At 58.7% G+C, this 13,424-nt stretch carries 12 protein-coding genes and 2 pseudogenes; 1 reads left to right on the top strand and 13 read right to left on the bottom strand.

Going from position 1 to position 13,424, the window contains the following annotated elements; translation table 11 throughout:
• Positions 1-18: 18 nt before the first annotated feature.
• From EN859_RS26730 to EN859_RS38320, 8 genes and pseudogenes are all read right to left on the bottom strand, one after another.
• A pseudogene (locus EN859_RS26730) lies at positions 19-152 on the bottom strand (IS5/IS1182 family transposase); the annotation flags it as partial.
• Between the two features lie 246 nt (positions 153-398).
• On the bottom strand, positions 399-1,160 hold the full coding sequence (locus EN859_RS26725) for a hypothetical protein (RefSeq protein ID WP_091595760.1): 762 nt from the start codon (positions 1,158-1,160) through the stop codon (positions 399-401).
• Between the two features lie 2 nt (positions 1,161-1,162).
• Positions 1,163-1,390 (bottom strand): hypothetical protein, encoded by a 228-nt coding sequence (locus tag EN859_RS26720; RefSeq protein ID WP_091595762.1) that lies wholly within the window; start codon positions 1,388-1,390, stop codon positions 1,163-1,165.
• A complete protein-coding gene (locus tag EN859_RS26715) occupies positions 1,383-2,210 on the bottom strand; it encodes a cupin-like domain-containing protein (protein ID WP_164750383.1) in 828 nt (275 codons plus the stop codon). The genes EN859_RS26720 and EN859_RS26715 overlap by 8 nt, the downstream gene beginning before the upstream one ends.
• Before the next feature lie 107 nt (positions 2,211-2,317).
• On the bottom strand, positions 2,318-3,346 hold the full coding sequence (locus EN859_RS26710; RefSeq protein WP_091595766.1) for a hypothetical protein: 1,029 nt from the start codon (positions 3,344-3,346) through the stop codon (positions 2,318-2,320).
• A gap of 457 nt (positions 3,347-3,803) precedes the next feature.
• Positions 3,804-4,364, bottom strand: coding sequence for a hypothetical protein (locus EN859_RS26705; RefSeq protein WP_127855715.1), 561 nt, complete (start codon positions 4,362-4,364; stop codon positions 3,804-3,806).
• Between the two features lie 883 nt (positions 4,365-5,247).
• Positions 5,248-5,443: pseudogene (locus EN859_RS26700) on the bottom strand (transposase); the annotation flags it as partial.
• A gap of 1,245 nt (positions 5,444-6,688) precedes the next feature.
• Positions 6,689-6,826, bottom strand: coding sequence for a hypothetical protein (locus EN859_RS38320; protein ID WP_164746654.1), 138 nt, complete (start codon positions 6,824-6,826; stop codon positions 6,689-6,691).
• Positions 6,827-7,082: 256 nt separating this feature from the next.
• On the opposite strand from EN859_RS38320, the gene EN859_RS26690 reads away from it, so the two are divergent.
• Entirely contained in the window at positions 7,083-7,337 is a 255-nt protein-coding gene (locus EN859_RS26690; protein WP_091595894.1) for an AlpA family phage regulatory protein, read from the top strand.
• On the opposite strand, the gene EN859_RS26685 is transcribed toward EN859_RS26690, so the two are convergent.
• From EN859_RS26685 to EN859_RS26665, 5 genes are all read right to left on the bottom strand, one after another.
• Positions 7,318-8,571: a site-specific integrase gene (locus tag EN859_RS26685; protein ID WP_091595769.1), complete on the bottom strand. Its 1,254-nt coding sequence runs from the start codon at positions 8,569-8,571 to the stop codon at positions 7,318-7,320. The genes EN859_RS26690 and EN859_RS26685 overlap by 20 nt on opposite strands.
• Positions 8,572-8,888: 317 nt before the next feature.
• Positions 8,889-10,451, bottom strand: coding sequence for a glutamine-hydrolyzing GMP synthase (gene guaA / locus EN859_RS26680; RefSeq protein WP_127855716.1), 1,563 nt, complete (start codon positions 10,449-10,451; stop codon positions 8,889-8,891).
• 56 nt (positions 10,452-10,507) lie between these two features.
• Positions 10,508-11,182 carry a 5'-methylthioadenosine/S-adenosylhomocysteine nucleosidase gene (locus EN859_RS26675; RefSeq protein ID WP_127855717.1) on the bottom strand — a complete coding sequence of 225 codons (675 nt, stop codon included), beginning with the start codon at positions 11,180-11,182 and terminating at the stop codon, positions 10,508-10,510.
• Between the two features lie 45 nt (positions 11,183-11,227).
• Positions 11,228-11,686, bottom strand: coding sequence for a PaaI family thioesterase (locus tag EN859_RS26670; protein ID WP_127855718.1), 459 nt, complete (start codon positions 11,684-11,686; stop codon positions 11,228-11,230).
• Between the two features lie 225 nt (positions 11,687-11,911).
• A complete protein-coding gene (locus EN859_RS26665; protein ID WP_127855719.1) occupies positions 11,912-13,201 on the bottom strand; it encodes an RsmB/NOP family class I SAM-dependent RNA methyltransferase in 1,290 nt (429 codons plus the stop codon).
• Positions 13,202-13,424 lie beyond the last annotated feature (223 nt).

Here is a 13,424-nt window from a genome sequence, read left to right as displayed (position 1 = left end):
CGAACCAGTAGTTCCGCTGAACATGAAGTCGGCGCGCGAGAAAGTGCCATCCGTGCGGTTTTATCGAACACGGGGATATGCTGCGCGATCTCCCGTTCCTTGACCAACCAGGCGAGGTTCGCTGCCGATCCGTAGGCGCTGTCGGCGGCCAGATGCGTCGGCTTCTGGGCCGCAAGCGGACTATTTGTTTTCGGGTTGGCCGGTCTAGAAACGGACTAACACGTCCAGCATAGCGCGGACCGCTTGGCGCCAACAGCCGTCCTGAGAACTGTCCGGTTGACTCCCCGCGGTTCGCAAGCGAATTTTCATCCAGGAGGTCGACAGATCTAACGGCGCGGGTCAACGGCGAAGGCGACCTGAATAAGAGCGTGCCTGCCAACACGATCCCCACGGAGCAATCACCGATCCCTAACTAGGGACGTCGCAAACCCTCCAGCCCTCTGGCTACCCAATTCGCGCTCTGTGTATGCGGTGAACTGTAGCAATCTCTGCCAAAAGAGTTCTTCAACCCGAGTCGAGGCAAATTCTTTGGACAGTTCTCCGATGCGTCTTGCAGTGTAGCGGATGTGGCTACACTCGTCGCCACTTAACTTGCATAGCGTTCGACCCAGCATGTCTAGGTTACGGTGCGGGCAATATGCCTCGAGCACGGGCTCCAACAACTTCTGGTGAATGCGGGTCCTCACCTCACCGAGGTTCACCTGAATCAAATAGTCGAGCACCCTCCAGGTTTCGAGGCTAGCGGCCTCGACCTGGCTGTGCTGCATGGGGGGAAACTGGGTCTCAACGGCCCCGCGCACATTATCTGGCAATGCGTCTGGAAATACCAGATCGGCGAGACGAAGGTACATTCGGCAATGACCTGCCTCATCCTCGACATGCTGGCTCAGATCGTCAACAAGCCCGGCACTTGTGCAAGCGTTGGCAATCTTCGCTAAGTCGCGGGAACCCTCGCCCTCTTTGATCGCATTCGAGACAAGCGACTGCAGCACCCATACCGGGTTCTCAATATGCGACCTAAAACTGTTGCCGTAGTCGGCGAGGAAGTATGGCGGCACGTGACGTGCAACAGCGTCGCCAAACAGCCGAAGGTAGTCGCGCGTTGCTATGTCGCCTTGTTCGTCAAGGGCAGTTTCAACAAAACGCGCGACGTAGTCCATTGTCATTTTTCAACTTCGAGCGGGCCATTGCAAGCGATAAAAGGGGCCATGCCGTCCTTGAAGGGTGAACTGCTGATACCGATTATCCCTGCGTTGATGGCAATGTTGTCGACCTTCAGGGTTGTCCCATCGACATAACCGGAAATGCGTATGCCTTTACCTCCAGCGAGGGACCTGAGGGCCTTAGCTTGATCTTCACTCAGTTCGAAGGAAAGCGGTGCTTCAGACATAGTCGAAAACTCCTTTGCCATAGAATTCACTGAACGCCGTTATAATTGCAAATCTTGCGATGGGAGACAATTGCAAAAGGACACGCTTCAAAGCAGAAGCGCCGCCAAACTCTTCAAGGTCAGCCAAGAATGTCCTAGTATCCGCCACAACGATTGCAGGACGCTCCCAACGCTCTTGCCCAACGCTGTAAATGATCTCTGCCAAGTGGTTATCGAACCACCAACGCGACACCGAAATGCTAACTGAGAGGGATTGGACGTAATGCCAGTAACTGGGAGGGATATGCAGGAGGTCGCATGGACCGACGATTGCATGACGTAACGACGGCACGCGTTGCCAGACATTGGGGTCCGTCGGCGAGGCATCGCAATGGTGCCCTCGCACTGTGGCGCCGTCCGTGAGCGCGAAGGTATCCCGTGGGTGGCAGACTGCAACATATTTCCACCCAAACAACTGAATGAAGTAATTATGGTTCGTGACGTAGTCGTTGTGGTTATCTTGATGAAAGGTTTGCACCGTTCCTGGCGGACCGATCCATATGTTGTCGAAGTATGCCGGCTCGCGTGATCGAGGTGAAACAGGCAATCGATGCGCGATGTCGACGAAGGACGCGTCACTCTGCCTGAGATAAAATTCAGTTGTGTCGAGACCAGCGAGATAATCGCCCAATCTCTGTTGCGCCCGGAGGTTCCGCCATCGTTCCTTATGCTCGAGCGTGACCAAGCGCGTCCCATGCCGTGCCGCGATACGCTGGGGTGTGAGGAGGGCAGCAAGTTCATCCAGAGCGGAAACGTCTCGCGACACCCAGGGAGTTTCCATCAGCTCTGCTGCGCACTTCATTCCGATGATGGGGATGCAACCTATTTCCCGAAATCTCACATCGGGACAAACGTATGACAAGTCTGGAGGAGCCGTCTGCAACATCCTCAGCCTCCAAGGGCAGCAACATATCCGCTTGGCAACTGGTCAGCATCGAACGCGGTCCAAGGGATATGATAGTGCACTCGGCTAAGATCCGACTGCCCATTTGCTTGCCATCGTTCCCGATGGGCTGCCAAGGTGCCGGCAAATTCGAGGCCCAGATCACCGAACACGACTATGTCGCGGCCGTGATAAAGCGCGCCCGAGCGGCGCTCGCTATCGATGAGACCGAAAGAGTAGTGTGTGAGGTCGAATGTACGCTCGACGCCTAGGTTCACAGCGCGGAAATTCGGTTCAGCGCCAAAAAGGTAGCTCCGGAATGCCAAAGAATCCAAAACAGGGTGACCAAAGCCTCGGCCCTTTTCAATATGCAAGAAGGACTTCGGTCGCGGATCAATAAGCTTTTCAAGCGGGATGTACCATGTGTCCTCATCTGCAATGGAACCGGTTGTAGGGACGGACACGGACATCCTAGCGCCGACCGTGAGTAGTCCTTTCTCGGTTGCTAGGAAGATCGTAAAGCAGTCCCCGCCACCCGGAATCGCTACAGGCATAGCGAGCATGCCTCCCGGCACCCGCAACGCCTCGCGAAGCAGTCGCGGGATGCCACGAAACGCAGAAGTGGCTATTATGACGTCGAAGAGACCCAGCTCGGGCAGTCGATCGACCCAATCACCTAATTGCACGCGCACACCAGAAGTGCCGATGAGGGCGCGCTGTGATTGATCGAAGAGGTCGGGAATAATCTCGCAACCAAATATCAGTGGGACGTCTCCTTCCCTGCCGGCTAGCAAGGAGAGTACTGACACCAGATAACCAGTTCCTGTTCCAATTTCGTATATGCGCTTCCCCCTCAGATCGCCGAGTTCTCTGATTATCCACCTAAGAAACGTTCGATCCGATATTGCTGAGAGAGTTGTCCCATCTGCGTCTGAGAACGTTCGAATAGGACCATCAAAACGCTCATGCCCCCTCGGGGCAAATCGCGCTATGTCCACCCCCGCGAAAGCGGCGTTGATGTCAGTATCGCCCATGGCACTAGGTTTAGCTAATTGATCTTACCTTAAGCTAATAGAGAGCGTCAGTTCGCACCGCGATGCAAGCACTTTTGCCAATACTAGTCTCCAGCTATCCATTTCAGTTGAACCCACATTCCATGCCTGTTCATGGCGCGACCGCGACGGCGCGCGTTGTCAACCGAAATGTCTGCTTCCGGGCAGAGGTAAAGTTCGCCTCTATGGCCGACACGAGGCGCAAAAGCTGCCAGGCGGCGTTGGGCCGTTGCAGGTTGGCAGTTTTAAGGCACAAATAGTCGGAAACGAACGTTGAGGCACCCCGCTAGGCATAGTCGTGACCTGACCCAAAGCTACCGTTTCGGCCAACACGGAAAAGCCCTCCAAAAGGGCCTCGCACTCAGTTCGCCATAGGCCGATTGCAGTGCGACGAATAGATCGCTTGCTGCGCTCAAACCCGGCTACAGCGAGAAATTCGCTACTGGTGCGGCATCGTGATGCCGGCCGCGGTCGGCGGCAGCGTGGTCGGTGCCTGCCAATTAACGTCGACTTTGCCCGACGCGGTCAGCCCTTGCGGGAGAAAGGCGGCCTGATCGAGCCTAACGACAAGGACGTAGTCACGGCGCTGTCCTGTCGGTGTGATCTGGATCGACCCCTTCTGTCCCAGCGTTGTAGGGATCTTGCCCTTGGTCGGTTCCAACTTGAACCACAGGGGGACCGTACCTGAAAACACCGGCGTGACGACATGGGCGAGCATGTAGATCGGCTGCGTGAGCCGCACATGGTAGGTTGTGCTGTCGCCATTGGGCGTATCAAGCGATGTCGACCCCGTCGCCGACTTCGCGCCCAAGGTAACCAGCGCGCCGCCGATTGGAATGGTGCCGCTTATCTTGCAGAACTCTACTTTGCCGCCGACCACTAAGCCGGCAAGGCCAAGTGTATTTTGAATGCGAAAAGCGAGGCCGTCATTCTCATTCCAGCTGTGATCGATATGATCGACGTGGAGCGCGCCGTAGAAAGCTTCGTTGAATGCCGGCACAACCTCGAAACCAATGCGACCTGGAAGCGGCCAAGGGCAATCGGTCCAAGTTCGAGCGATATAGCCCGAGTAGCCGTACGATTGATCGTCATCGTGCGATCGTTAAATCCAAGATTGTTGAATGCCTCGATCGTGTCTTCGATTGGCCTTCCGTGACGTCGAACTGGACATCCTGGCCTGCGCGCCCGCGGTACGGTGCCGCCATTCTTGAAGTGACCAGTGTAGCGCTCGCGGGGAAATAGGAAGCCATCGCTGCCGATTTAGTATTTCTGAAGGTCGGATTATAGTCTTTGCAGGCCATCTCGCTCAGAATAATTCGCGGCGGAGGGCACGTAGCAAAGATGGGTTCGCAAGCTCGATCAACGGCATCTTCTCTGTCGAAACGCCAACAGTGACGCGCAGTAGAACCGCGAAGGCGTGACGAACGAGATCGAGAGAGTGATCGTCGGCCCAATAGTCGCTGGACGGTCTCTTGCGCGTTCTCGCCCAAGTTGGTGGCACGCCATGAGCGATGTCATTCCTGATCGCAAATGCAAGACTGGCCGCATTGGACCATGTCTGAAGAAGGGTGCGCTCGTCTCCCGCTGGCAGCGGTTGACGCGAATGTTTCAAGCATCCCGATCAAATCAGAGATCATCTTCGCGTCGGTCTCGGGTCGAATGCCCTTTGGATTGACGCCCTTGAGCTTCCACAACGCCGCTCCAGGTGATGTTCGATGCTGGCGGCGAAGATGATGATCGGCGCAATGCGCTGGCCAACCAGCGGCTTCAACCCAAGCCGCTCTTCGAGGGTATCGGCCCTTCCATAGGTCATTCGCGATCTCGCGACACCTTGCCCGGACGGGGCGGACCATACATTTTTGCGGCAGCATCCTTCAAGATCCATTGTCGAGCATCCGCTCCGCCGGCAGCTTCTTGAGCCGCGCGTTCTCGTCCTCCAGCGCCGTCAGGGGACGGGCGTCGGACAATTCCATCCCCGCCAAACTTCGCCTTGAACTTATAGAAGGTCGCTGCCGAAATGCCGTGCTTGCGGCAAAAGTCCGCCGTATTCGCACCGAGAATGTCTCGGGGCTTGAAGATCGATCAATCGAACCAACGTTGTGGATAGGTGGCAGAGCGGTCGATTGCGCATCCCTGATAAGGAGGTGGACCTTCATCGGTCTCGTGGGTTCGAACCCCGCCCTGAATTAGAAAAGCCCGCTCCTGGATTCAGTCGAGCGGGCCCTTAAAGGCTATTTTGTTTTCGGCTATGGTCCGCGGGTCACTTCGATGTCGACCGTCCGGATGGGCCCATTTCCCTTGCGTTTTGGCCCTTCGACATTCTGCTGTTTGAAGACATTGGAAACATCATTTCCGTTTGACCCTCAACCCGCTTGCGGCCAAGCTTTTGTGGCGAAACAGCCGGCTGTCTTCCTACTTCCGGAAGATCTATCATCCCCCAGGCGTTCGACGGGCGTCTTCTAAATCTGGACTTTAGGAACTTGCTTTGAGCGCGGGCCGACCTCACCCTCGGATGCAGCCTCTCTCAGCATCGGTGCCGTTGGTGGATCAAGGCAAACCAAAACGCCAATCTCTGCGCTCTCCAGTTTGTGGATGGCGTCGACGCCAACGTGCAGTCCACCTTTTCGGACACAACCAGTTCGCCGGAAACCAAACTCCTTGGCGCTCTTCTGAATGAGGCCAAAACTGCTCCATGTCTGTCAAACCGGCGCTATTTCTTTTTTTTCACCCTTTGCGTAAGAGCGGATCCCGCGACCGATTTGACTGCCTTTGAGGAGCTGTTAGAACGAAGCAACTTGGATGCCGTCGAAGCAACTTTCTTGCTCGTAGTCTCATTGGGTTTCTTCGCCATTGGTTTTCCCCGCGCGGTTGAGTCGGAGTAATACGCATTGTGATGCGTCTGCAATCAACTGCCGGAGAGCACTGTCCCCAACTTTCATTTTCCAACACTCGGTCCGGTTCCGCAAACAACCAAGCGGAGCAGGAACTATGCTCGCCTTCATTGCCTTTCACCTTTTGTCGGTCGGCATCGGCTGTTCTGCCGTCCTCCGTGATCAGCCACGCTAAGGCACGCAGGAATTCGAAATATGCGAGCACATCTTCGATGAAGATGTTGGCGATGCAACGTTTCTCATCACAGTATTTGACAAGGTAGCCGTTGCGACCGCCGAGCCTGCTGCCGTTTAACCAAAGACCAAGTCTCGCTGTCCATGTCGGCAATCTCTCATGATTGGTGAGATCGGCGACGGCGTAACTGCGAAGCCGGCGGCGCTTCGCGTCCTCGGCTGTGAGCGTGATCTCGCGGCGCTTCGCCTCCGCCGCGATCTAGCCGCGCCGGCCGATTAACGCGTCAATTGGCGCAAGGTCATTGTCAGCGCGCAGCTTGAGATATTCGAGCATCGAGAAGCCTGCAGCAAGGATCGCCTGTCGGACCTTATGCAGCGCCTGCTCGATGGATCCCATTGGTGGTGCGGTCCTGACATAATCCGCAGTGAAATGCCCTTGAGTCTTCACGTCAGTAGGCGAGGATACGTGGTCGCAATTGAGGGCTGTACGAAACCTCGAAAAGTTGCGCGATTGTTGGCCAGTAAGGCAATCCATCCCGGTCACGCAAATGGTCAAACGGCAGCAGTCTTCCGAGGTCGATAAATTCAAGGGCATCGAAATTGGGCAGCCGGATCCACTTCTGGTTCTACCACACATCGCGTCGCGTCGAGTAGTGCGAACTGTTCGCCGGTCGCAGCTGCGAGAAATCGTTCCCCTGTCTGATACGACCGTCTATGAGATGGAACAGCGTGGCGAGTTCCCACGACGCTTCAATCTCACCGCCCGCTGTGTTGTTTGGGACTTGGCAGAAGTCGAAGCGTGGATCGAGGAGCGGCGGAATGCGTCATCTGTCGGAAAAATCAAGACCAAGCCTGCGCCTGACGTAAGACTACGAAAGGCAAGACCCGTCAAATCGGATCAAGGATAACCGCTGCCTCTGCAGGCGGCTGGAGTCTGGGCGTGTGCTTTTTGCCTGCCGCCCACGCATCGACCATGTCCGCCCATTCCTGCAGCATATGACGACGCTGCGGCTCATATTCAGCTCTGTTGTAGACACCTCGAGAGGACCGCCTGTCGTCGTGGGCAAGGCATTTCTCAATCCAGTCGCGATTAAATCCGATCTCGTTCAGGAGTGTTGAGCCGGTGCGCCGAAGGTCGTGCACTGTGAAAGGCGCGAGCGGAAAGTCTTGCTGCTTTGCCCGCTCGACAATCGCCGCGGTTACCCGATTGAACGTCGCGCGCGACATGGGCTCATCGGCATCGTAGCGGGACGGCAGCACATATCGGGAGTTCGCCGCACAAGTCTTGAGCGCGATCATGATATCGAGGGATTGCTGTGACAGGTAGACGTTATGCGGCTTCTTCCGCTTCATTCGCTCTTTTGGGATGCTCCAGACGGCGTTCTCGAAATCGACCTCGTCCCAAGTCGCCTCGAGTAGTTCACTCTTTCGGACCATCGTGAGCAGGATGAACTTTAGGCCGACCCGAATCGTCGGCAGCGTCGGCACGTTTTCCAACTCTTTCAGCATTATCCGGATTTCTGCAGGCGACAGAGCGCGGTCTTTCGCCTCGAACGTGGCAATTGAGGCTGGTCCCACCTCGTCCGCAGGGTTGGCGATCTTCTCGCCGTGCAGAATGGCGTAGCTATAGATCTGCTTCACGACATCGCGGATATGGACGGCGGTTGCCGGCGCACCACGATCCCTCACCTTTGCGCAGAGCGCCCGCAAGTCGTCAGGTGTTATTTCGGTTAGGAGTCTTTTTTCCCAAATCGGCAAAATGTCGCGATCGAAAATAGCCTTGCGCATCGAGCGGGTGCTATCCGCCATCTTCGCTTCCTTTAACCAGCGCTTGCCTTGATCCCCGAAGCTCGCCGTGCCTGACAGGCGACGCTTCTCGCGCTGCTTTTCTTGCGCCGGCGACTTTCCGGCTGCCACCATTTTTCGCGCGGCAAGGCAGCGGTCGCGTGCCTCTGCCAGCGTGAGACCTCCGTTCCCATATCGGCCCAGCGTCACAGTCTCTCTCCGACCATTGGTCCGGTAGTCGTACCGAAACGCAATCTGCCCAGTCGGAGACACCGCAGCGTACATACCGTCACGGTCGGCAACTTTGTACATTTTGTCTTTCGGTTTCAGCCGCTTAAGGGCAATATCTGTTAACATAATGACAGAGGATCGGATCACAACTTTGGTTTCTCGGCCGCCAATTTTACCGTCATTAATTTTACCGTCAACTGTTAGGAACGATCATTGTATTTCAATGCTTTGATGGGCAAGAAGTGAGTGCGCTTGCAATCGGCGGGACGACGGTATTACATGGCAGGAAAGAGAACGCTGAAACGCATGCCGTCAAATTTACCGCCAAATGATTCCGCTTCCAGGCGATAGATGGCGATAGATGCAGTAAGGAAAACACACTTATTTCAGAGGCTTATACAACTCTGATCGATACTTACCGAAAGCTAGCTAATGATGCACCTTTATTCCCACTCGATGGTGCCGGGCGGCTTCGAGGTAACGTCGTAGACAACGCGGTTGATGCCGCGCACCTCGTTGATGATGCGGGTGGCGACGGCGCCCAGGAACGCCATGTCGTAGTGGTAGAAGTCCGCCGTCATGCCGTCGACCGAGGTGACGGCGCGCAGCGCGCAGACGAACTCGTAGGTGCGGCCATCGCCCATCACGCCGACGGTCTGCACTGGCAACAGCACGGCAAAGGCCTGCCAGATGGCATCGTAAAGGCCGGCCTTGCGGATCTCGTCGAGATAGATGGCGTCAGCCTCGCGCAGGATCTCCAGCTTTTCGCGGGTGATGCCGCCGGGGCAGCGGATGGCGAGACCGGGGCCTGGAAACGGATGCCGGCCAATGAAGCTGTCGGGCAGGCCGAGCTCCTTGCCGAGCGCCCTCACCTCATCCTTGAACAGTTCGCGCAGCGGCTCGACCAGCTTCATGTTCATGCGCTCGGGCAGGCCGCCGACATTGTGGTGCGACTTGATGGTCACCGACGGGCCGCCGGTGAAGGAGACGCTTTCGATGACGTCGGGATAGAGCGTGCCTTGCGCCAGGAAATCGGCGCCGCCAAGCTTTTTCGCCTCTTCCTCGAACACCTCGATGAACAGCCGGCCGATGGTCTTGCGCTTCTTCTCCGGGTCGGCCTCGCCTTCGAGCGCGCCGATGAAGCGATCCGAGGCATCGACCAGGATCAGCGGCAAATTGTAATGCTGACGGAACATTTCCACCACACCGGCCGCCTCGTCCTTGCGCATCAGCCCGTGGTCGACAAGGATGCAGGTCAGCTGGTCGCCGACCGCCTCATGGATCAGCAGCGCCGCAACCGAGGAGTCCACCCCGCCCGAAAGCGCGCAGATGACCTTGCCCTTGCCGACCTGCTTGCGGATCGTCTCGACCGCATGTTCGCGGTAGGCGCGCATCGTCCAGTCGCCTTCGATGCCGGCGATGTTGTGGACGAAATTGCGGAGTAGCCGAGCGCCGTCCGGCGTGTGCACCACTTCCGGGTGGAACATGATGCCGTACATCTTGCGCTCGATATTGCCGAAGATGGCGAAGGGCGAGCCCTCGGATTTTCCGAACACCTCAAACCCCTTGGGCAAGGAGATGACGCGGTCGCCGTGGCTCATCCACACCTGGTGGCGCTGGCCGGTTGCCCACAGGCCTTCGAACAGCGGGCTGTCCTTCTCGATCTCGACGAAGGCGCGGCCGAATTCGCGATGATCGGAGCTTTCGGCGACGCCGCCCATCTGCACGCACATGGCCATCTGGCCATAACAGATGCCGAGCACCGGCACACCGGCGTCGAAGACGATCTGCGGCGCGCGCGGGCTGCCGATGTCGCTGGTCGAGGCTGGGCCGCCGGAGAGGATCACCGCCTTCGGATTGATGCGCTCGAACGCCGCCTCGGCCGACTGGAACGGCACGATCTCGGAAAAGACGCCGGCCTCGCGGATGCGGCGGGCGATGAGTTGCGTGAACTGGCTGCCGAAATCGACAATCAGGACGGTGTCGGGATGATTGGCTGTTTTCATGGCGAGCGTTTAGAGAAAGAAATGAGTCGGCGCAATGGGTTGCGAGGTCGCCTCCGTCAATCCGATTGGGCGTGCTCATGCGATGGACCAAACTGCAGCGTACCGGAGGCGATCGCCTGTTCCAGCAGTTCGACCGCCCCCGCCAGCTTCTCGTCGATGACGTGGAGGTATTCCTTCCAGTCGTTGACATGCCTCAGATCGGCGGCACCGTCGGAAATGCCGCGCAGACCGACCAGCGGCACGCCGAAGAACTGGCAGGCGCGCAGGCAGGCGAAGGTCTCCATGTCGACCATGTCCTCGGCGACCGCATCGTAAGCAGCGCCGGAGATGATCGCTGCGCCGGTCGACAGCGTCGCTTGCCTGATGCCCGGGATCCGGAACGGCAGCGGCACGGTCACCGGCAGGTCGAGAAACGGCGTGGCGCCCATCTCGAAGCCCAGGGGCGAGGCGTCCATGTCGCGGTAGCTGACGGAAACGGCCTGGTAGATTTCCGTCTGTTCGAGCGTCCGGCTGCCCGCCGAACCGAGGGACACGACGAGGTCCGGCAGCGTGCCTTCGAACTTAAGCCGCGACAGTTCCGCGCCCAGCCTGACGCCGGCCTCGACCGGCCCCACCCCTGTCATGACAGGCGTGAACAGCCGCTGCAGATGCGGACCGTATTCGGCCGCCGCCGCCATGACGAAGAGGACGGACTTGCCGGACAGGAACTCATCTGATGCTTTGCTGGTCATTCAATCCTCCCTGCCCTTCGCTGTGGCTCCGGGCGTTCGTCGCCCTCACCCTTCAATCCCGTCGCGGCCGACCACCGTCATCATCGTCCCGGTCATGGTAGCGATCAGCTTGGCTTCGCCGTCGGCGGCGAACGCATAGGCCTGGCCATCGGCGACGATGATGGTGCGGCCGGGTTTGGTCACCGAGCCGCGGAACAGGAAGCGCTCTCCCTTGCCGGGCGCCAGCAGATTGACCTTGAACTCGATGGTCAGCACGCCGGAATTCTCCGGCATCAGCGAGAACGCCGCGTAGCCGCAAGCCGAGTCCAGCGCGGTCGAGATGACGCCGGCATGAAGAAAACCATGCTGCTGGGTCAGCGCTGCCGAATAGGGCATCTCGATCTCGATGATGCCGGGCGTCACCAGCGTCAATTCGGCGCCGATGGTCGACATTGCATTCTGGCGGGCAAAAGATGTCCTGACGCGATCCTCGTAGTCGGGAGCGGGTACAATCTTTGCTGCCATGGCCACCGCCTTCATTTCCCGCATCGGCCCGAAAATCGGGACCGATTTTCGGAATGCACGATGTGTAGATTCAAAGTGCTGGAGCTTTGTGCCTCCAAACGGATGCACGCCGCTCCAGGAAAAGCTTATTGCAGAGGCATGGACGGCAGGCAATCGCAAATGCTGCACTGCAGCAATCGGCCTCATCTGCCTCGATGGACGATCCGCGGTGGATTGAAGTAAGGTTCAGCCATTCCTGCGCAGCACGCAGACATAAAAACCGTCGGTGCCGCTCAACGCCGGCGACAGCGAAATGCCGCCTGCGGCGCCGATGCGCACGGCCGCCTCTTGGCCCGGAAAGCGGCCGTCCCAGAGCGCACGATGATCGACCGGAACAAAGCTGTCATGGTGTTCCCGGAAGGCGGCGATCTGCTCGCCGTTCTCCTCGTCGAACACCGAGCAGGTGATGTAGACCAGCAGGCCACCGGGTTTGACGAAGGCCTGTGCGGCATCGAGGATTGCCGACTGCTCGCCCTTGCGCGCGTCGAGCTGCCTTTGCGTCAGCCGCCATTTGGCGTCCGGCCGGCGCCGCCAGGTGCCGCTGCCGGTGCACGGCGCATCGACCAGGACGATATCCATGTGGCCGGAGAGCGGCGCCAGTTCCGTCGGCTTGGTGACGATCTGGATGTTGCGGTTTTCCGAGCGCCGGATGCGGTCGAAGATCGGCGCCAGCCGCGCCTTTTCGGCATCGTGGGCAAACACCTGGCCGCGATTGTCCATCGCCGCCGACAGCGCCAGCGTCTTGCCGCCGGCGCCGGCGCAAAAGTCGAGCACCTGCATTCCGGCCTCGGCGCCGGCCAGCGTAGCCACGACCTGCGAGCCTTCGTCCTGGACTTCGAACCAGCCTTTTTGGAAGGCCGGCTCCGCCTGCACGTTCGGGTGCCTGCCGTCGCCGTCGATCGGCGGGATGCGAATGCCGTTCGGTGCGATCCGCGCGGCCTTGGCGCCGGTCCCTTCCAGCTCAGCAAGCACCTTGCCGCGATCGGCCTGCAAGGTGTTGACCCTGAGGTCGAGCGGCGGGCGGGTCGCAAGGGCGGCACCCTCTTCGACCCATGACTTGCCGAAGGCCTGCTCGAAAAGCGGCGCGCACCAGTCGGGAATATCTGCCTGCACCGCCGGCGGCGCATCTGCAAGCCGGCGACCGGCAATCGCCTTCAACTCGTTGTCGTTCAGCAGCGGCGGCGCGAACTTGTCGCCGTCGAGCGCGTCGTTCAACGACTGCGTCGTCTGGTTCCATTCGAGCAGCAAGGCACCGAAGCCGATGGCGCGCGGCGTGTCTTCGCCGAGCAGCCAGCCGGCGGAGCGCTTGCGGCGCAGCGCGTCATAGACGATGTTGCCGATCGCTGCGCGGTCGCCGCCGCCGGCGAAGCGGTGCGACAGGCCCCAGTCCTTGAGCGCATCTGCCACCGGCCTATGGCGCCGGCCAATGTCTTCCAGCACTTCGATCGCCGCCGCCAGCCGTCCGCCCAGTCGCATTTCGTCTTCTCATTACTCAGCAAATTAATTCCGGCCCTGCTCTTAGAGCCTTTCATGCCCTGATTGAAACAGTTCTGTTTCTCCGATGGCGAGACGATCCATACGGAGGGTGGCGAATGCCCGATGGTGCATCGGTGCGCCGCCCGACGAAGTGAGCATCAGCCTGCGGAAAACGCAACAATTCAATCAATACATGACAGGTCTCTAATGCGCGCAGCTGGCG

The organism is Mesorhizobium sp. M00.F.Ca.ET.216.01.1.1, from assembly GCF_004010325.2.
GTDB lineage: Bacteria > Pseudomonadota > Alphaproteobacteria > Rhizobiales > Rhizobiaceae > Mesorhizobium.
This window is presented reverse-complemented; position numbering and strand designations above follow the sequence as displayed.